The organism is Methylobacterium sp. J-043, from assembly GCF_022829505.1.
Taxonomy (GTDB): domain Bacteria; phylum Pseudomonadota; class Alphaproteobacteria; order Rhizobiales; family Beijerinckiaceae; genus Methylobacterium; species Methylobacterium extorquens_A.
The window spans coordinates 1-18,285 of record NZ_JAKSYB010000032.1 but is presented as its reverse complement, the minus strand read 5'-3'; the positions used below and the strand labels follow the sequence as shown (position 1 = coordinate 18,285).

The 18,285-nt window shown below is 72.1% G+C and carries 17 protein-coding genes; 1 reads left to right on the top strand and 16 read right to left on the bottom strand.

What is annotated here, in order from left to right:
* The first annotated feature begins 77 nt into the window (after nucleotides 1–77).
* The gene (locus MKK50_RS05625; protein WP_499021005.1) at nucleotides 78–386 is read left to right on the top strand and encodes a hypothetical protein; all 309 of its coding nucleotides are present in this window, start codon (nucleotides 78–80) and stop codon (nucleotides 384–386) included.
* Here MKK50_RS05625 and MKK50_RS05620 read toward each other — a convergent pair.
* The 16 genes from MKK50_RS05620 to MKK50_RS05545 form a co-directional block, all read right to left on the bottom strand.
* Nucleotides 373–2,688, bottom strand: coding sequence for a Tex family protein (locus tag MKK50_RS05620; protein ID WP_499021004.1), 2,316 nt, complete (start codon nucleotides 2,686–2,688; stop codon nucleotides 373–375). The genes MKK50_RS05625 and MKK50_RS05620 overlap by 14 nt on opposite strands.
* Nucleotides 2,689–3,077: 389 nt before the next feature.
* On the bottom strand, nucleotides 3,078–3,503 hold the full coding sequence (locus tag MKK50_RS05615) for a hypothetical protein (protein WP_499021002.1): 426 nt from the start codon (nucleotides 3,501–3,503) through the stop codon (nucleotides 3,078–3,080).
* 75 nt (nucleotides 3,504–3,578) lie between these two features.
* Entirely contained in the window at nucleotides 3,579–4,346 is a 768-nt protein-coding gene (locus tag MKK50_RS05610; RefSeq protein WP_499021000.1) for a hypothetical protein, read from the bottom strand.
* Between the two features lie 137 nt (nucleotides 4,347–4,483).
* A complete protein-coding gene (locus tag MKK50_RS05605; RefSeq protein WP_499020998.1) occupies nucleotides 4,484–5,485 on the bottom strand; it encodes a hypothetical protein in 1,002 nt (333 codons plus the stop codon).
* Nucleotides 5,486–5,766: 281 nt separating this feature from the next.
* Complete coding sequence (locus tag MKK50_RS05600) at nucleotides 5,767–6,726, bottom strand: hypothetical protein (RefSeq protein ID WP_499020997.1); 960 nt, start codon at nucleotides 6,724–6,726, stop codon at nucleotides 5,767–5,769.
* A 50-nt stretch (nucleotides 6,727–6,776) separates the two neighbouring features.
* Entirely contained in the window at nucleotides 6,777–7,595 is an 819-nt protein-coding gene (locus MKK50_RS05595; RefSeq protein ID WP_499020995.1) for an OmpA family protein, read from the bottom strand.
* A 164-nt stretch (nucleotides 7,596–7,759) separates the two neighbouring features.
* On the bottom strand, nucleotides 7,760–8,749 hold the full coding sequence (locus MKK50_RS05590) for a trypsin-like serine peptidase (RefSeq protein WP_499020994.1): 990 nt from the start codon (nucleotides 8,747–8,749) through the stop codon (nucleotides 7,760–7,762).
* A 117-nt stretch (nucleotides 8,750–8,866) separates the two neighbouring features.
* Nucleotides 8,867–10,042 (bottom strand): hypothetical protein, encoded by a 1,176-nt coding sequence (locus MKK50_RS05585; RefSeq protein WP_499020992.1) that lies wholly within the window; start codon nucleotides 10,040–10,042, stop codon nucleotides 8,867–8,869.
* A 34-nt stretch (nucleotides 10,043–10,076) separates the two neighbouring features.
* On the bottom strand, nucleotides 10,077–10,580 hold the full coding sequence (locus tag MKK50_RS05580) for a hypothetical protein (RefSeq protein ID WP_499020991.1): 504 nt from the start codon (nucleotides 10,578–10,580) through the stop codon (nucleotides 10,077–10,079).
* The gene (locus tag MKK50_RS05575; protein WP_499020990.1) at nucleotides 10,577–11,968 is read right to left on the bottom strand and encodes a hypothetical protein; all 1,392 of its coding nucleotides are present in this window, start codon (nucleotides 11,966–11,968) and stop codon (nucleotides 10,577–10,579) included. Before MKK50_RS05575 ends, MKK50_RS05580 begins: the two co-directional genes overlap by 4 nt.
* Before the next feature lie 208 nt (nucleotides 11,969–12,176).
* Complete coding sequence (locus tag MKK50_RS05570) at nucleotides 12,177–12,305, bottom strand: hypothetical protein (protein WP_499020989.1); 129 nt, start codon at nucleotides 12,303–12,305, stop codon at nucleotides 12,177–12,179.
* A 21-nt stretch (nucleotides 12,306–12,326) separates the two neighbouring features.
* Nucleotides 12,327–12,479 carry a hypothetical protein gene (locus tag MKK50_RS05565; protein WP_499020987.1) on the bottom strand — a complete coding sequence of 51 codons (153 nt, stop codon included), beginning with the start codon at nucleotides 12,477–12,479 and terminating at the stop codon, nucleotides 12,327–12,329.
* A 36-nt stretch (nucleotides 12,480–12,515) separates the two neighbouring features.
* Entirely contained in the window at nucleotides 12,516–13,571 is a 1,056-nt protein-coding gene (locus MKK50_RS05560) for a DMP19 family protein (RefSeq protein WP_499020985.1), read from the bottom strand.
* A 138-nt stretch (nucleotides 13,572–13,709) separates the two neighbouring features.
* Nucleotides 13,710–15,041 carry a hypothetical protein gene (locus MKK50_RS05555; protein ID WP_499020983.1) on the bottom strand — a complete coding sequence of 444 codons (1,332 nt, stop codon included), beginning with the start codon at nucleotides 15,039–15,041 and terminating at the stop codon, nucleotides 13,710–13,712.
* Nucleotides 15,038–17,173: a caspase family protein gene (locus tag MKK50_RS05550; protein ID WP_499020981.1), complete on the bottom strand. Its 2,136-nt coding sequence runs from the start codon at nucleotides 17,171–17,173 to the stop codon at nucleotides 15,038–15,040. Before MKK50_RS05550 ends, MKK50_RS05555 begins: the two co-directional genes overlap by 4 nt.
* 291 nt (nucleotides 17,174–17,464) lie before the next feature.
* Nucleotides 17,465–17,725, bottom strand: coding sequence for an acid shock protein (locus MKK50_RS05545; RefSeq protein WP_499020979.1), 261 nt, complete (start codon nucleotides 17,723–17,725; stop codon nucleotides 17,465–17,467).
* Nucleotides 17,726–18,285: the final 560 nt, after the last annotated feature.

The window sequence follows — 18,285 nt, the reverse complement described above, 5'->3', positions numbered from 1 at the left end:
CGTATTGACATACCTTGAGTTGATATTGTCGACGAATTAATTTCTTCTAGGTTCGTTTTTTGGCGAGGGAGTAGGCTTTGAATCCCGATCTCATCGAGACACGCGAAGCGGCTCTGGCACTCGTGGATGCCGATCTGATCACGATTCAGGACTACCTCGTGCTGTGCCGGTTCAAGAGTTGGGATCCGACCGGGCATACGTCCGCCCTCTCGCTGACGGAGCAGGCCGGCCTACCGGCCAGTCGGAACGCGCATTCCCACCCCAAGGGGGCCGACGTGCTGGGGTGGCCGGCTCAACCGTCGGCGACGAGCCCGGAGGTTTCGCGCCGCGAAAAGCCGGCCCCCGCCCGCGGGCAGATCGTACGCTTGTCGCTCAGGAACGCTTAGGCGCCGAGACTCCGGCACGCCGGAGCGCGTCGGCCAGCGCCCCGTCCTGCGGTGTGGCCACGGGCGCCGGGCGCCGGGGCTGCGCCTCGGGGCGGGGGGCGTTTCCACGCGGCGCCGTCGCGCCCTCAAGAGGGTCGTCGAGCCGCATCGACAGCGCGATGCGCTTGCGCGGCACATCAACCGACAGCACCAGCACGCGCACCACATCGCCGGTCTTCACCACCTCGGAGGGGGAGGCGATCCGCTTGCGGGCCATCGCCGAGATGTGGACCAGCCCGTCCTGATGCACGCCGATATCGACGAAGGCACCGAAGGCCGCGACGTTGGTGACGACACCCTCCAGCTGCATCCCCGGCTTGAGGTCGCCGATCGTCTCGACGCCCTCCTGGAAGCTCGCCGTCTTGAAGGCCGGGCGCGGGTCGCGGCCGGGCTTTTCCAGTTCGGCGATGATGTCGCGCACGGTCGGCACGCCGAACCGCTCGTCGGCGAAGGCGGCGGGCGAGAGCGCGCGCAGGGCCGCTTCATTGCCGATCAGCACCCGGATGTCGCTCTTCGTCGCCTCCAGGATGCGTCGCACCACCGGATAGGCCTCGGGGTGGACACCGGAGCGGTCGAGCGGGTCCTCGCCATCGGGGATGCGCAGGAAGCCCGCCGCGAGCTCGAACGTCTTGGCGCCGAGGCCCGGCACCTTCTTCAGCCCGGCGCGCGTTCGGAACGGGCCGTTGGCGTCGCGGTGCGCGACGATTTTTTCGGCCACCGACGTGCCGAGGCCCGAGACCTGGGCGAGCAGCGGGCCCGACGCCGTGTTCACATCGACGCCGACCGCGTTCACCGCGTCCTCGACCACGGCTTCGAGCGAGCGCGACAGCTTCTGCTCGGTGACATCGTGCTGGTACTGGCCGACGCCGATGGATTTCGGGTCGATCTTCACCAGTTCCGCAAGCGGGTCCTGCAGGCGCCGGGCGATGGAGACCGCGCCGCGATGCGACACGTCGAGGTCGGGCAGCTCGCGGGTGGCGGTGGCCGAGGCCGAGTAGACCGAGGCGCCGGCCTCCGACACTGTGACCTTGGCCATCTTCAGATCTGGGTTGGCCGTCAGGATCTCGGTGGCGAGCCGGTCGGTCTCGCGCGAGGCGGTGCCGTTGCCGATGGCGATCAGCTCGACGCCGTGCTGGCGGCAGAGCCGGGAGAGCGAGGCCACCGCCTCCTTCCAGCGCCGCTGCGGCTCGTGCGGATAGGTGGTCTCGACGGCCACGACCTTGCCGGTGCGGTCCACCACCGCCGCCTTCACGCCGTTGCGGTAGCCCGGATCGAGCCCGAGCGTCGCCCGCCCGCCCGCGGGGGCAGCGAGCAGCAGATCCTTGAGGTTGCCGGCGAACACCTTCACCGCCGCTTCCTCCGCCCGCTCGAACAGGCGTGCCCGTAGATCGGCCTTGATGCCGGTGCGGATCTTGGTGCGCCAAGCGGTGCGGACGGTATCGAGCAGCCACGCATCCGCCGGCCGGCCCCGCGCGGAGACGCCGAACCGGCGGCAGACGGCGAGTTCGAACGGCCCCGGCACGCCGGGCGCGGAATCCTCGCCCTCGGCCGCGAAGGCGAGGTCGAGCACCTCCTCCCCCTCGCCGCGAAACACCGCCAGCACCCGGTGCGAGGGCATGCGCTCCAGCCGCTCGCGCCAGTCGAAATAGTCGGAGAATTTCTGGCCCGTCGTCTCCTTGCCCTTGCGCACCTTCGCCACGGCCTCGCCGCCGCGCCAGAAGTCCTCGCGCAGGCGGCCGATCAGGTCGGCGTCCTCGGCAAACCGCTCAATCAGGATCGCCCGCGCACCTTCCAGGGCCGCCTCGGCGGTCTCGATGCCCTTGGCGGCGTCCACGAAGCCCTGTGCCGCCCGCTCCGGCGCCGTCTCCGGCCGGGCCAGCAGGGTTTCGGCCAGCGGCGCGAGCCCAGCCTCGCGGGCGATCTGCGCCTTGCTCCGGCGTTTGGGCCGGAACGGCAGGTAGATGTCCTCCAGCCGCGCCTTGGTGTCGGCGCTCGCGATGGCGGCGGCGAGTTCCGGCGTCAGCTTGCCCTGGGCGCGGATGCTCTCGGTGACGCTGGCGCGCCGGTCGCGCAACTCGCGCAGATAGCCCAGTCGCTCCTCGAGGGTGCGGAGCTGGGCGTCGTCGAGCGAGCCGGTCGCCTCCTTGCGGTAGCGGGCGATGAACGGGACCGTGTAGCCGCCGTCGAGCAGGTCTACGGCCGCAGCCACCTGCCCCTCGCGCGCACCGAGTTCCTCGGCGATCAGCAGGTTCACGCTCTTCACGGGATCAGGCCTCGGTCGCGGTGGCAGGGAACGTCGCGGAGGCCGTCCTTCTCCGATCGGGCGAGGCGGCGCAAGCGGCGCCCGCCTCCTGCGCGCGGCTCAGTCGTCCGAGGAGAGGCGGCGAAGTCGGAGCGACGGAGGGGCATGGTCAGTCTCGTTTCCGCTTCGGCCCGAAGGTGGAGATGGGCATCCGGGCGAGGTGGAAAAACGCGGTGCTGCGCATCGGGCGGCACGAAGCGTCCCTTCGTCCGGCACGCGGCGTCCGGGCTGAGGCCGGGCTCGGCGACCACCGGCTGGGCGACGCGCGAATCCGCGTCGTCGTTGACGATCCGCTCTGCACCACCCGAGGTTCCTCGCCCCGGCGACACGGAGCCTTCGGCGCGCGCGGCTCATAGGGTGAAGCTCGCGACCCAGACCCGGCGCCAGCCCGGTTCGGCCGGTGCGACGACGACCTTCACCGACCGCCGCCCGTCATACGGCCTCTCGCCGCCGAAGCTTCCCTCGGGCGGCGTCGCGATCCAGCCCTCGAACGACGTGCTCAGCAAGCCGAGCCCCGGATCGGCGCCCGCTTCGAGACCGTCCGGCACGAGCCGGGCGGCGAAGGCGTCGGCCTCCGCCTCCGGCGCGTCGAGGCGCAGCAGCACCAGCCGGTCGATGCCCGCCTCGGTATAGGTTCGCAGGTCGCGGCGGCCGGGCGGCAGCGGCGTTTCGAGAAAGGCCTCGACCGCCTCCGGGGTCATCGTCGTCGGCGGGAATGAGCAGGCCGCAAGGGCTGGCCCGGCGGCGAGGGCGACGAGGAGCGCGCGCCGGATCATGTCTCGCTCCACCGCACCCGGGCGACGAGGCGGCGAAGGGCTGCCCGCGTGTGTTCCGTCATCCCCTGCGCCCCGTCACGGTTCGCGCCGGTAGACGCCACGGAAGCTGACGTTCAGGCCGCCGCAGGCGAGGTTGTCCTCCACCACGAGCCAGGGGCCGAGGCGGCGCAGCCAGACCTTGCAATCGTACGCGCCGCCCTTCTCGACCGGCAGGGTATGTTTTTCACCCATGGCGAAGCTGGCGCCGTCGCCCTTCGGCGTAACCGTGCCGGACATCTCGCCGAGATGGACGCTGCCGCGCTTGATCTGCTCAGGGCTGCCCATGCCCCAGGTCGCGTCGCCCGCGATCGAGAGCGTGCCGGGCTCGTCGCCTCGCGTCACCGCGATGCGCCCTTCCGCCTGGGTCCAGGTGCCGAGCCAGTCTTCGAGGGCGACCGGGGCCGGCGGCTCGGCCGCCACCGCCTCGGCCGGGATCCAGCCGGTCCGGGCCAGATCGCCCTTCGCGCCGCGGTAGCTCGCGCAGAAGTAGCCGTCGCGGCGCTCGCCGAGGATCACGGGGTCGCCGGTGACCAGAAAGGCCCGCTCGCGGCATTCCGGGCCGGCATCGGGGCAGCCCTGCTGCGCGAGCCCGTCCTTGACGAAGGCGGTGCGGCCCGCCGCGGTGATCCGCCCGAAGCCGAGGGCCGGCCCCTCCGAGAGTGAGGGCGTGCGCCGGCACTCGTTCCTCGCGGAGGCCTCCCGATCCTGCGCCCAGGCGCCGCCCGTGACGGCCGCAAAGATTGCCAGCAGGATCAGGCCGCGTGACCCAACGCGCGATCGGAGGATGGGATGGGGGTGGCTCACGAAAGCACTCTCGGTCTGGACGATGCAAACGGTGTGGTGGATCGCGGCAGCTCTCTGGTGCCGGCCGTTCGCGCGACGGCAGCGGGAGGGTGCCTGCCGACACTGAGGGGCAGGCTCCCCATCCGGGGCACCAGGGCTCACCGCATCGCGACCGAGGCGGCGACGCGCTCGGCGCGGGCCAGGGCCTCGGCCTGGCCCGCATCGGCGAAGCCGATCACGCGCAGATAGCGCCCGTCGTCGAACACCGTCGTCTGGGTCATGCCGAGCGCCCGTCCGGTCTTGGTGTCGGTGCCGGTGCCGCGCAGGCGCACCACGACGGCGTCGCCGCGGGTGCTGCGCGCCTCGTCGGTAATCGCCACGTCCTTCAGATCCTTCTGCGCGGCGAAGATTCGGCGGGCGTAGGCGACCTCCGCGCCCGACGGCACCGGCGCCTGACCCAGCGAGGGCGCGATGACGACCACCGGCTGCTCGCGCTCGGGATCGACGTCCTTCGGCCCCTCGGTCAGGATGAGGCCGTTGCCGGCAAGCACCCCGGTCGGGCGGAATCCGGCGGTGTCGCCGATGGTGTAGGGGAGGGCCGTGACCTGATCGGCGAGGCTCGCCTTGGGCCGGAACGCGATCGTGCGCAAAGCCGCCTCGACCGCCGGAGCCGGCACCTGCTTGGCCGCCGTCTCGGGCACCTGCACGGTGACGAGCCCGGTGCCGGAGGCGCCGCGCACCACGGCGACCCACTTGGTGTAGGTGAGGCCGTTGGCGCCGTGCGTCCCGCGCAGGACGAAGCCCTCGCCACCAGCCACGGCCAGCAGCTCGGCCCCGCTCTTCACCCGGAAGCCGGAGGGCGCCAGGGCCTCGGGCGTGAACTTCCCGTTGATCTGGTCCCAGGCTTCCGGCGGCATCTCCACGAGGACGATCGAGGCGCCGGAGCGGTGCTCGAACCCCGAAAAGCTCGCGGCCGGCTTCATGCCGGGGGGCGGCGCGAGGCCGAGTGAGCCGGCGGGCGGGAAGACCGGCTCGGCCGCGAGGACCGGCGCGGACGAGACCGTCAGCCCGGCCATTAGCCCGGCGAGCAGGCCGCTCCGGGCCCAGCGACCGGGAGCGAGGCGGGCGAGGAAGCGGCGCAGCGGATTGCGGTTCGTCATGCGGTCTCTCCAAAGGCGGCGTGCAGAAGCGCGTCGAGGGTGTCGGTGGCGGGGGAATCCGGGCCGCAGCGCCATCCGCGGATCTGGGTGGCTCCCGGCCCGAACCGGTAGAGTTCGAACCGGTCGTCGTGGATCTCGATCTCGATGGCCGGCCAGCGCCCGGCGGCGTGGGCGACGGTCCGCGCCGGGATCGCCGTCTCGGCGGCGACGCGCTCGACCCTTGCCCCGGCCTGCTCCCAGCCCTCCTATCGAGGCTGCCTCGGTCGTGTCCGGCACCGGAGTCAGCGGGTGGCGACGCGGCTGACGACGAAGGTGTTGCCGGAGAACTGGACCTGCCCCGGCGCGCTCATGTGCTCCAGCATCAGGCGCAGGTTGCGGCCGAGCCGCGCCGAGTCGGAGCGGGTCTCGTACCAGTATTCGGCGGTAGCCCCGCCGGAGCGCACCGGGCGGTGGTGCTCGTAGCAGCGGAAGGCCGCCATGTACTCCTCCGCCGCCTGCACCTCCTGGGCTGAGAACCCGCTGAGGCGCACGACATAGGCCGTCGGCAGGCCACCGCAGGATTCACCGGCCGCGGCGGGCGGGGGCTTGGCACTGGGAAGGGCATGGGCGAGCGGCGCGTTCGGGGCCGCGCCGGCATCGGCGGCGCGGCGGGGGGCGATCACGCCGTCGAGCTTGGCCGTGAGTGCGGTGGCGACGTCGGCGGCGATGCTCTTGGCCTCGGCGCCGACCCGTTCGAGCAGGCATTCCCGATCGCAGCCCTGGGGCAGGGGCGGAAGCTGAAGCCCGGCCACCTCGAAGGCGCCGAGCGATTGCCCCGTGCGGACGTTGAGGAGCCGGCCCGGGATGCGCACCTCCGGCCGCACGATGTCGGAATAGCTGGATTTCGAGGCCGAGGCGTAGACCTGGAACACCGCCACCACGTCGAGCGGCGGGTTCTGGACGGCGCGGGCGACCTCGATCAGCTCCGCGTCGCGGCGGCGGACACGGTTGGCCTGGGTGATCCCCATCGCCACCGCGGTCTCGTCATAGACGTTGTAGCCGCGCAGGTTCATCGTCTCGGAGAGTTCGGTGATGACCCGCTGGAAGATACGGTTGCCGCGGGGCACCGAATCCTCGTCGGCATCCTCGCCCATCACGACGATGTTGGGCCGGGTCTGCGCCGCCGCCGGCGCGACAAAGCCGAGGAGGGCGCTTCCGATCAGGGCGAGGGTGGCGAGCGTTCGGGCGGGTCTGCGCAGCATCGGAAGCATCCTGTCTGTCGGGTCGTGTGACGGCGGTGATGTCGCGAGGGTCATTCGGTGCAGGGCAGCGGCGTCGGCGCCGCGCCGAAATCGTCGAGGTCGAGCGGGAGGTGGCGGCGGGGATCGTCGAGCCCGCCCGCCTCGCAGCCCTCCGCCGCGGCGGGGAGGACGAAGCGCAGGGCGCCGCTTCGCGCCGGAGCGATCAGGCTCACCTCGACCCGCCGGTTGATCCGCGCGAAGGGCTGGGCCGGGTCCTTCGGCCGGGACGGCCCCCAGCCGTGGAGGCGCAGGCGTCGCGGATCGATGCCGTAGGCCTCGGCGAGATGGGCCTTCACCGCTCGGGCGCGGGCGAGCGACAGGCGGCGGTTGTAGCCGAGCCCGCCCGCCGCATCGGTGTGCCCGGCGATGAGGAAGCCGTGGGCGGCCAGATCGCGGGATTGCAGCGCCTGTCCCAGCGGTTCGAGCTGAATCCGCGCCTCCGGCGTCAGGCGGGCGCTGTCGTAGGCGAAGAACACGGTGAGATCGACCGAGCGGGCGGGATCGACCCGCAGGCTCGGGCCGCCATCGCCGGGTGAGACCGCGACCGGCGCGGCGGGACGGCCCGGATTGCCGTCGGCGAAGGGAGCGAGCGACCGGATGATCGCGTTCGCCGACGGGTTCACGGCCCCGGCCTCGGCCCGCTCGGCGGCCTCGTCACGGGCCGGCGGCGCCTCCGCCTCGGCGGCGGGCGGGCGGGTGCCCGGCACCTCGGTCAGCGGGTTGGCGCGGGCGGGCGCGAGGGCGAGGATGACGCTCGCCGCCAGCATCGGGCCGAGACGCCGACACCATGCCGGCGCGGCGCTCCCGGTGGTCCACTCGATGGCCTCCATGGCTTGTCGTCTCCGTCTCGTACCAAATCCGGTTGATCCCTTCGGGATGGCGGATTTGGGCTTCGCTCAAGCGGAGCCCGTATCGCAGGCCTTGCCGCGGCCCCGTCCCACGTATCCCTGGACCTTGCAGAGCGGCTTTTGCCGCTTGCTCACGAGAAAATCTTTCAGCGCCCGCGCAGGATCGCGTTCATGCTCGCGGGGTCGAGCGGGCCGTCCGCGGGCGGGGCGACGGGTTTGGCGGAAGGCGCGGCGCTCGCTTTGGGCGGTGTGTCTCCGGCGGGTGAGGCGGCGGCGACCGGGCGGCCCTGGCCGGCGGCGATCTCGGCGAGGATCGGGCTGCGCCCGAAAATGGCCGAGAGCCGCGTCGCCTTATTGAAGCTCGACGGGTCCTTTGGGTCGAGGCCGCCCTCCTTGTGCAGGGCAATGCCGGCGACGGAGGCGTCGAACATCAGCGAGCCGGAGGAGCCGCCGAGCGTGTCGCAGCGGTGGCGCAGATCCGGCCCCTCGGCCTGATCCTTCATGGCGAAGCAGCGGAAGCGGCTCATCACCTTTGGCCGTCCGAGGGGATGGTGGATCACCAGCATCGAGCGGTTGCCCGCCACCGCCGCGCCCGAGAGCCGGACGGTGCCGTAGGTGGCACTCGGATTTCCGGCCACACGGGCCAGCGCGTAGTCGAGTCGGGCATCGTGCTCGACGGGTTTCGGGTCGATCTCGAAGCGGCGCGATCCCTTCGCGTCCAGCGTCAGAAAATCCATCAGGATCGACGCCTTGACCGGGGTCAGGTCGCCCGATTGCGGCAGGCAATGGTGGTTGGTCAGCACGTAATCGCCGGGCAGCAGCGCCCCGGTGCAGGAGGCGCCGACCTGCTGGCCGGTGCGGGCGTTGCGCAGGACGATGTCGACGCGGCCGATCGGCCGGGCCAGCGCGGCGAGCCCGTCCTTCGGGTCGAGTTCGCTGATCGGCTCGAAGGCGCCCTTGTTCTGATCGACATAGGCCGCCGCGTCGCCGGTCGTCTGGCGAAGCGGAAGTTGCGCCCGGCCGTAATCGGCGGGGTCGAAGCCGACGCTTTGCGCCCCTGCAGGGCCGGCTGTGCAGAGGGCGAGCAGCAGGGCGGAAACCGGGATGGCCCGGCATCTCCGGCGAATCGGGGTCATCGTCTCCCTCCTCTGCGTCAGCATCTCAAAGCCTTGTCCCGAAAGGTGGCCACCGGCTTTCGGAGAAAGCCGATGCAAGGACAAAGGCCGCGAGCATCATCGGGTGTGGCTCCGCCATCAGCGCGTCAGCGCGTGGACGATCCGGCCGCCGGGCAGGGCGGTGCCCGGCTCCGGTTGAGCCTGGACCGCGTAGACGAGGTTCTGCCGGCCGCCTTCGCGCAGGAAGTAGCCTTGCGCTCCGTCCGCCAGTCGCACCGGGGGTAGGGCGGCAGCGCGCAGCTCCGGCCCGACTGCGAGCCGCAGCCCCGGTGCCGCCGCGATGGCGAGCCCGCACAGCTCCGGCACGAGCCGGGTCGCGGTGAGGCGGTCGCCGCTTTCCAGCGCGATGGGGCGGCGCTCGGGCTGCTCGGCGCCGAAGGCCACGCGGCGGCAGGACGAGCCCGGCGGCGCCCGCAATTCCTCGACGCGGATCGCAGCCGGCGTCTCGGTCGGGGGAGGGGAGGGCGGGGCGATCTCAGCCAGCGGTGCGGGCATGGCCACGGGATCGGCCGACGCGGTGCCGGCCGCCGGGTCAGCCGCACCGACAACGGGAGCCTGCCGGGGCCCGAGGGCGATGAACCCTCCGAGCGCGACGAGGCCGACAATCGCGGCGGCGCCTGCCGGAAGGGCGAGGCGGAGGACGCGCCGCCGCGGCTCCGGCGCGTTCGACGGGTTCGGCCGGGTCAGCGCCTCCACGGCCGCCGGAACATCGCGAGCCGGCAGGATGCGGGGCGCCTCGGCACGTTCGAGGGCGCGGAAGGCCGCCTCGGCCGGCTCCCGCTCCGGACCCTCCGGCAGCAGAACCGCGAGCGGCACGTCCGGCGCCTCGGCGAGCAGGGCATGGGAGCGCTCGATCTTGTCGAGGAGCGCGTAGTCGCCGGGCAGAACGGCGAGGTCGAGATCGACCGCGCCGGTGGCCCACAGGATCAGGTCGGCCTGCGCCGGCTCCGCGACGAAGCGGTGGCCGCGGGCGGCGAGGCCGTGGGCGAGACAGACCGGCACCTCCCAGGAGCGGCCGGCATCGAACGAGCCCGACAGGCGCAGTTCGTGCGGTCCGCCGGCATCGCCGCCGAGCCGGGCGACGGGACCGCCCGGTGCGCAGAGCCGGGCATAATCCGCCGACCAGGGCAGGGGGCGGTAATCGCCGTCGGCGAAGGCGGCGGGCGCCGGGAGGCCGGGCCGCGGGCTCAGAGACCGCAGGCGGAGCGGCCCCAGGGTCGTCGGGATGATGACGAGGATCGCCAGCCCGGTCATGCGGCTGCGATCCGCCGGGGCGCGGCCCGCTTCCTCACAACAGGAACACCGCGCAGGCCGGGTCGCTTAGCATGCGGCCGAGCCGGTCGGCTTCCGGCACCGACGGGTCGAGGGCGAGCAGGATCGCGCCATCGACCGGCGTGCCGAGATCGAGCCGCACCGCCTCGTCGCCGAGCCACGCCTCGATCCGTCGCGGCATTCCCTGCTCCGGTCCGCGCAGGATCAGGAGCGGCGGCGTGCCCTCTAGGATCTCCAGCTCGAACGGGCCGATCCGGCGCCGCGTCAGTGCCCCGTCCGAGGCCGCCGCGGCGAGGGGCGTGTAGGCCAGGGACTGCGCGCCGAGCAAGGTCCGGTAGCGGCGTGCGGTCTCCGGATCGGAGCGGATCTCCCGGACGACCGCAAGATCGATGGGGCCGCCGGGCTCTCGGTTGGCATAGGCCCAGAGGGCGGCGTTGCTCGGCCGGACAGCCGGAGCCTGCGCCCGCATCAGGGCGCGGGCGGCATGGATTTCGGCGAGGAGCCGGGCTTCGTCGCTCACGCCGCCGCCTCCCCGGCATAGGCCGCCGCGAAGGCGGCCGCGAAAACGGATCGGTCCGCCGCGAAGGCCGCGTCCAGCGGGCGCTGCCGGGCCAGCGCCGCGAGCGCCCGTTCGAGCCGGTCGGCTTCTTCGGTGAGGCGCAGGAGCGCGGCTTGCGCAGCGGCAAAGCCCGCGGTGAGGGCGGCGCGGTCCTCGAAGCCGGCCCGGCGCACCCGGCGCAGATCCGCTTCGGCGGCCTCCAGCGCGGCCCGCACCTCCGGGGTGAGGCCGTCGCGCTCGGCGATGCGCAGGGCCGCCGCGATGCGCAGCATCCGGGCGAGATGGGCCGCGAGCGCGCCGGCCTGCTCCTGCAAAGCCGCGTAGCTCTCGGCCTCGGCGCAGCTCGCCCGCTCGGCGACCTCGGCCCCGCCGCCGCCCCGGCGCAGGCGGTTGGCGATGCCCGATTGCACCCGGCCGAAGCTCGCCGCCCGCAGCGTCGTCAGTGGGCGGGTGCGGTGGAACGGCTCCAGGCGCAGGAAGTCGGTGAGATCCTCGCGCTCGGCCCCGGTGAGGATCTTCGGGCCCTCCGGCCAGTCGGCGAGCAGGGCCGCCAGGGTCTCGGCCGGCTCGGCGGCGGCGAGATCGCCGAGCGCGGCGTCGAGCCGCTCCTCCCAGCCCGCATGCGCGTCGAGGGAGACAGTGGCTGACAGCCCGTCCAGACCGCCGACCAGATGCGCGCCCGCCTCGAAGGTCACGAAATGCTCGGCGATGGTGCGGAAGCCCGGCCGCTCGCCCGCCTCCATCTCGGTGCGCCAGAAGGCGAGGATGTCGTCGTCGCCGAAATCCTTGCGGCCCTCGAGGAAGCCGAGGATCGCGCGGAAGCGGCGCTCCAGCGGCGCCAGCGGCAGGTGGGCGTTGCGGTAGGCCGCGAGATGGCGGGCGAGGCGCTTTGCCAGAAAAGCCGCGCTCTCCGCATCGGAGGCGGCGGCGAGGTCGTCGAGCCAGCCCGTGACGGCGGAAAACTGCGCCAGATCCTCGGCCGTCAGCACGAACTCGGCCAAAGCGAGCAGCCGCGCGAGGCCGGCCCAGCTCGTGCGCCACGCCTCGCCGAAGACCGGGCCGCGGGCGTCCGCCGGGATGGTTTCCGAGAAGCGCGCCGACACCGCCGTGCCAGTGGCGAGGCCGGGATCGAGCGCCAGGGTGACGAGGTCGCGCCCGTTCCGTGCAGCCGTTGCCTGGGCCAGGGCGGCCAGCGCGTGGGCGAGATCCCAGAGCGGCTTGTCGCGGTTCGGTCGCACGGCGCCGGTGACGACCCGGGCGAGCCAGGCGCGGTCCTCGCGGGAGAGGTCGCGGCCGTCGCAGACGGCGGCCAGGTCGGCCGCGCAGCGCTCGTCGTATCCGCCGGTCATGCGCCTCCTCGGAGCACCGGCGCGGGCCGGCGGCTGCCGGCGTCCGGGCCGATGCGATCGCGCGGCTTCCGCCACGCCCCTGCGCGCGCCACGATGACGCGGCGCGCATCGCGGTATCGATACCCCGAGCCCGAACATCCGTCACCCTCCCGCACCGCTCGGGGCGGCGCTTCCCTCATGGGACGGGCAGAGCGGAATCGGCAGGTGCTCAGATGAGCAGGAAGACGAGGCTCGCAGCGATGATCCCGAGCCGCCACCACGGGACGGTCTCTCCGACGGCCCGGCGGCGCCAGAGGGCGGCGACCTCGCTCGCGTAGAAGCTGAGGACCGGTGTCATCAGCGCTGCCGCCACGATGAGTCACCGGACGGAGGCCGGCCTCGCGGCAAGAGCGGGGCCGCGCGCCAGCCGGACGACCCAGACAAGATGCGCGATGAGCACCCCCGTGAGCAGCACGAGGGCCATGGTGAGGAGCCAGAGCGCGGCGCCCAGGGCCGCGCCGTCGATGAACATGGTGCGGGCGGCTCCGGGACTGGGGGGCGCCCGCCGCTACTTTGGCAGGATGTCGGCCGCGCGAGCGGTGGCGATCATCGCCTCGTGCATCGCCCCGTCATCCACGGCCCCCGTCAGATTTTCGAGCCGGGTATCGAAGGCCTCGTTCTGCGTTCCCATGAAGGCCCGGCGCTTCTCGGTGTCCCGGGGATAGGGCGTTGGAAACATCGCGATGCCGCGCTCGACCGCGGCGGCATGCTCGGGCAGGTTCATCGCCTTCAGGGCGGCGGCGACATCGGGCGCGAGCACGCCCGAGGAATTGAAGAAGGCTTGGTGCACCGAGCCGTTCAGCATCTCCGCCTCGAAGATGCGCACGACGATGATCCGCCCGTGCGCCTCCGGCAGGGCGGCGAGGCGGCCTGCGACCGAAGCGGGCGCGTCGTAGTGGTTCAGGCACGTCCAGAGTCCGCCGGTGAGATAGGCGAGGCGGTCGTCGTCGCCCGCGCCGGATCGCAGCGGCTCGTAGAGCGCCGCGAGATCCGGCGAACGGGCGATCCGCGCCGCCGCCGCGTCGAGGAGGGGCGGCAATGCGTGGAAGCGTTCGGACAGGCGGTCCAGGGCGGCATCGAGCGCCGGGTCGCGGATCTCGCCGTGGCCGTCGCTCCAGCGGGCGTAGCGCTGGGCCTGGGTGCCGCCGTAATCCGGGCCGAACAGGGCCGCCCCCTCGCGCAGCAGCGCCGCCTGCCCGGTCAGTCCCTCGGTATCGAGAGCTTGAAGGGCCTCTTCGAGGAAGACGCTGTCGGAGAGGACGAAGAAACCCTTCAGGCCGGCCCCTCCGCTCGTCCAATGATCGAGCGCAGCCAACATCAGCACCGGCCGCTCGACGGGCTGGAAGGTCGCCAATCCCCGTGCCAGCGCGGCCCGCAACTCGGCCGCCCCGGCCGCATCCAGGGAGAAGCGGTCGAAATCCCGGCGCTCGTCGGACTTGAAGAACAGGTCGGGCATGCGCAGCGGTACCGCCCGGTTCTCGAGCGCCTTGGTCATCGGGTAGTGCCGAAGGGCTTCGAGGTCGCAGCTCAGGGCCGGTGTGCAGACAGTGAGGAGGCAGGCCATCGCCAGCCCGAGCCACCGTCCCGAAAGGCGACCGCCGACACGTCGAAGACGGTGAGGCGGCAGTCCTGCTCTATGCCGTAGCGCCTTCGCCTTGACCGCCATGCCGGTCCTCGTCTCCCGCCGCTGCCCGAAGCCGCATCACCGCACCACGATCCGCGCGGTGGCCTCGGTCACGCCGGGCGTCGCGCGGATCTTGTCCAAGAGGTCGAGCACGTCGGGGGGCTGGAGCAGTTTCGCTTCGCCCTCCGCGCCCGGCGCCGCCGCGAGCCAGCGCTCGGCGAGTTCCGGCGGCAGGCCGCCCTCTACGCCGAAACAGGCGAACAGGTTCTCGAACGGCTCGCCCGCCACGATCTCGTCGAGGCCGTAGCCGCGCGGGTAGCGCTTCGCCTCGCCGGCCTTGAGCGGCGCGGCGGAGGAGGCGTTGCCGCGCACCGGCAGGGCGACGAAGGCGGTCTCGTCGGGAGCCACGATCCAGCAATAGAGGCTCTGCCGGGCGCGGGTCTCGATGCGCATCTCCAGCCGCTGCCCGGCCGCGAACGGCGTGGCGGTAGCCGCGACCGTGAGGCGACCGGCATCGGTGCGGGCGGTCGCCGCCAGATGGTCGAGGAAGGGTCGTGGGGTCGGATCGCAGCCGAGCCCCTCGATCCCGATGCGCCTCCGCCCGGTCGGAGCGAGCACAGCGCCGTCGCGCTGGAACTCCAGCTCTATCCAGGATTGCCGGCCCTGGTCGGTGAGGAAGCGCCCGCGCGCGGTGATCGCGCCGGAGCAGGCGGTGCCGGGCGGGCGGCGGCGCACGTCGAGCCGCGCGCCCTTCAGGATGCGGTTGGCCGAGCGCGCCTCGGCGTCGAGGGCGATGACGAGGCGATCGGTGAGCGCCCCGGCGCAGGTCGAGTGGCCGCCTTCCGCCACGAAGGGGCAGACCTCGACGGCGCTCGCATTCGGCGCGGCGCCGGCAAAGGTCTTCACCGCGCCCTCCATCACCGCGTCGATGTCGGCGACGCCGGCCCCGACGCGGATCGGCAGGATCACCGGTTCGCTCGTCGCCTTGCAGCCGGCGTTCCGGGTGATGGCCTGAAGGCGCAGGGCCGCGGTCTCGCCGGCCCGGCGCGGTTCCACCAGGAATACGCTGGCATCGCCCGAGAAGGCCGCGCGGATCTGCGCCTCGGCCTCCGCCCCCGACAGGCCGGTGGTACCCTCGCGCAGCGCCTTGATCCGCACGACGTCGGCGGCGGCGGCGAGCCGCACCCGGCTGGTGGCCTGGAGCCGGCTCTCGACCGCGAGGCGCACCTCCTCGGCCTGCTCGCGCGAGAGCGCCGTCTGGCCTGGCTCGACGCCGACCACCGCCAGCGTCAGGTCGGGCCGCCCGGCGCAGGCCGCCACCGCATCGAGGAACGGGCTGAGGGTGGCAGTGGTCGGATCGGCGCGGGCGGCCGCGGGGAGAAGCAGCAGGGCGGCGAGGAGGAGCCTCATTCCGCCTCGTTCGCCCTTGCGTACTGATCGAGGGCGCGGACGAAGACCGGGTTGAAGCGGCCGTCGAGGGCGCCTGAGTAGTAAGCCGCTTCCTTGACCGCACGCTGTACGGTGCGGATCGTCTCCGGCTTCAGCTTCTGCGCCGCCGTGTCGGTGGCCGAAACCGAGGCCGCGCCGAGTTCGCCGCGCTTGAGCGCCCGCAGCACCATGTCGGCGGAGCGCGTGCCGGGGAAGTAGCGGCCGAAACCGTTGTCGATCAGCGTCGCCATCGTCGCCATGGCGATAGGATCGCCCTTGTCGGCCGCCTGCCGGAACAGGTCGAACCCCTGGCGCAGGTCCTTCGGGAAGCCGTAGGCGCCGGTGGCATAGTGCGGCACCAGCTTCGAGATCGAGGGCACGTCGCCGCCCGCCACCGCGCGCTTGTAGAGCGCGACCGCCTCCGCCTCGTTCTTGGGGATGCCGTTGCCGTATTCGAGCATCCGCGCGGCGTTGGCGAGCGCCACCACGTTGCCGCCTTCGCCCGCCTGCCGGTAGAGCCGGAACGCCTCGGCCTGCCCGCGCTTCACCCCCTGGCCGTTCTCGTAGAGCGCAGCGAGGTTGTTCATTGCCGAGATGCTGCCGGCCTTGGCTGCCCGGTCGTAAGCGGCGAACGCCTCCTTGAAGCGGTCGGCCCGGTCATAAGCGCGGCCGAGCTGGTAGCTGAGGCGGCGCAGTTGCGGATAGACCGCCGCCGCCGCGCGGCAGGCCTCGATGGAAGCGGACGCCTCGATCCGCCCGAGCTTCACCCCCGGGACGCCGTTCGGCCGGTCGGGATCGTCGGTGCCGGCGGCGAGTTCGTCGCAGCGCTTCACACGCGGATCGGTGCTCGGATTGGCGCCGCCGAGATAGCCCTCTGCGAGGCTGCGGTAGGCGCAAGTCTCGCCGCATGAATCGAGATAGGCCTGATACTGCCGCTGGCCCCCGAACTTCGCCCAGTTCGCCTGGTCGATCGCCGCCGCGTCGCGCTTGCGGCCGGCGAGCAGCCGGTCCATCGCCTGCGGGCGATAGGCACACGTTTCGCCGCAATTTCCGACATAGGCCTCGAACGCCTCGCGGGTGCCGAGGCTCTCGGCACGTCGCCAGGCCGCCTCGTCGCGGATCGCTGCGACGCCGCCGGCCACCCCTGCGACGGGGAGCGAGGCTTTCACCACGATCGGCGCGTCGTCGATTTCCGGTATCTGCTCCCGGCCCGAGGCGCGGCGCGCTGCCTCCTCGACCTCGCGTCGCAGGTAGCCCTTCAACTCCGGCCATTGGATCAGCCCATCGCCGTTGCCGGGTCCATCCCCCGCGTCGGCAAGCCCCGAGACGCCCATCAGGAAGCGGCTCGTCAGCAGGCCGAGCTTGTTCGGCTCGTCCCAGTTCGCGGGCGTCGCGCCCGAGGTGGCCACAACGCGCACGATCCCGCTCTCTGACTTCGGCCGGGCCGGCGCGAAGCCGGGGGCCGAGACCGCGAGCAGGCTCTCGCCCTTGCGGCCCGTCTCGCCGGTGAAGCAGGCATCGACCATCACCACGAGCTGGCGCTCGGGCCCGATCTTGCGCTTCACGAGGTCGAGGTTGCGGTAGAGGGTTTCGAGCGAATAGCCGCTCTCGCCCTGGTTCGGGTTGCCGTCCTCGGGCAGCAGGAAGGGTTGCCGCGTGGTCAGGTCCGGAACGCCATGTCCGGAATAGTACACGAACACGTTCGAGCGGCCCTCGCGCGTGGTGCGCCACAGCCGGCCCGATTGCGGATTGCGCTCGGTGCCGAAGACTTGGTTGAACTCGTTGAGCGTCGCGTCCTTCAGGAGGAAGACGTTGCTGTCGCGGTAGCCCAAGCGCTCGATCAGATACGCGCGGATCGCCTCGGCGTCGTTATGAGCGTAATCGACCGGCACCGTCTGCTTGTAGCTGCGGTTACCGATCACCACCGCGACCGAGTCGGCGTTGTCGCTGAAGGGCGTCGCCTCGGGCGCGGCATGAGAGGGTGTGACATGAGAGGGTGTGGCTTGGGCCGGCGCGATTTGGGCGCTCGCCGCGAGGGCCAGGCAGGCGGCCAGGAGGCGCGCGGCTCCACGGAGAAACTGGCGCGCAGCGATAACCGGGGCCTGTCTCGGCATGCGGATCGTCCTCCTCTCGGTTCGCGGACCGAGGCTGTCATCCTTGGAGCGGGGCGCGCCCGTCCTCGGACGCCGCCCAGGGGTAACCGCTTGGTGGTTGGGAAACAATGTCGCCCCGTGGGCCCTGCCGCCCATCCGTAGCGAGGGGTCCTGCGCGTCGGATAAAGGAGCGGGCCGGCCTCGAAACACGTCCGGCATCGCGGCGCTCAGCCCCCGGGAAACAGCGTGAGGATGAGGCCGAGGGCGGCGAGGTGAAGCGGCGAGATCGCGGTCAGCATCGCGTCGCTCTCCCTACGGCAGGTAGAGGCCGCGGCCGCAGCGGCGCACGCGGCGGGCCTCGACATAGCCGGTGTAGCGGTTGAACACCTCGACGGTGCGATAGACGCAGTACCGGCCTGAATTGCGCCCGTTGTAATAGACGCCGCCATTGTCGAGATCGACGCCGAGGAATTCCTGGTTGGCGGGCTGCGGAGCGGTCTCCGCGGCGAAGGCCGAGGGGGCGGCGCCGAGAAGGCCGGCACCGACGAGCGCGAGGATCATCACCTTGTTCATGTCGCATCTCCCTGATCGGGCGGCGTCCATCCGCCCTCATTGGGGGCATGGGAGGGGCAGAGCGATTTTTGCGGAGGATCGGCTCAAACCAATCGCCAAACTCTCGTTTGCAGATGGAGGACATCGATGGGTTGGATGCGGAGCGGACCCGATCGACGCCGGCAACGAGGTGGTTCGCGGCCAACCTGAAACAGCCGCTCGCATCCCTGGCATCTTGCGGAGGGCATTGCGCGTGCGGAGTGTCCCTCCAGCTCATCCCGCGCCCCTGTGGCGGGCATTTTCGACTTTTCCGCGTTTTATCCGATTGACGCCCTGTGTTGGCGTCCTTATACCCCATTTCACCGACGGGGCGCCGCGGTCCACTGGTTGGTGGGTCGGGGGTCTTGTTGGTCTTCGGGATTGTTGGTGAGCGGAGCTGATCCGGGTGACTGGATCGGGCGATCGCTGTCCTTCTGTTCCGGTGTGTCGGTCGATCCGGGCGCTGTGGCGCTGGTTTGGGTCGGTTGACAGAACGGTTCGCCGGCTCTAGACGCCGCGGACTGCCGGCGCCGGGTTGACCC

Excerpts from the sequence above, each read along its gene's own strand:
- MKK50_RS05615 (WP_499021002.1), bottom strand. The coding sequence starts at position 3,503 with ATGATCCGGCGCGCGCTCCTCGTCGCCCTCGCCGCCGGGCCAGCCCTT.
- MKK50_RS05605 (WP_499020998.1), bottom strand. The coding sequence starts at position 5,485 with ATGACGAACCGCAATCCGCTGCGCCGCTTCCTCGCCCGCCTCGCTCCC.
- MKK50_RS05600 (WP_499020997.1), bottom strand. The coding sequence starts at position 6,726 with ATGCTGCGCAGACCCGCCCGAACGCTCGCCACCCTCGCCCTGATCGGA.
- MKK50_RS05595 (WP_499020995.1), bottom strand. The coding sequence starts at position 7,595 with ATGGAGGCCATCGAGTGGACCACCGGGAGCGCCGCGCCGGCATGGTGT.
- MKK50_RS05590 (WP_499020994.1), bottom strand. The coding sequence starts at position 8,749 with ATGACCCCGATTCGCCGGAGATGCCGGGCCATCCCGGTTTCCGCCCTG.
- MKK50_RS05585 (WP_499020992.1), bottom strand. The coding sequence starts at position 10,042 with ATGACCGGGCTGGCGATCCTCGTCATCATCCCGACGACCCTGGGGCCG.
- MKK50_RS05575 (WP_499020990.1), bottom strand. The coding sequence starts at position 11,968 with ATGACCGGCGGATACGACGAGCGCTGCGCGGCCGACCTGGCCGCCGTC.
- MKK50_RS05570 (WP_499020989.1), bottom strand. The coding sequence starts at position 12,305 with ATGACACCGGTCCTCAGCTTCTACGCGAGCGAGGTCGCCGCCCTCTGG.
- MKK50_RS05565 (WP_499020987.1), bottom strand. The coding sequence starts at position 12,479 with ATGTTCATCGACGGCGCGGCCCTGGGCGCCGCGCTCTGGCTCCTCACC.
- MKK50_RS05560 (WP_499020985.1), bottom strand. The coding sequence starts at position 13,571 with ATGGCCTGCCTCCTCACTGTCTGCACACCGGCCCTGAGCTGCGACCTC.
- MKK50_RS05555 (WP_499020983.1), bottom strand. The coding sequence starts at position 15,041 with ATGAGGCTCCTCCTCGCCGCCCTGCTGCTTCTCCCCGCGGCCGCCCGC.
- MKK50_RS05550 (WP_499020981.1), bottom strand. The coding sequence starts at position 17,173 with ATGCCGAGACAGGCCCCGGTTATCGCTGCGCGCCAGTTTCTCCGTGGA.
- MKK50_RS05545 (WP_499020979.1), bottom strand. The coding sequence starts at position 17,725 with ATGAACAAGGTGATGATCCTCGCGCTCGTCGGTGCCGGCCTTCTCGGC.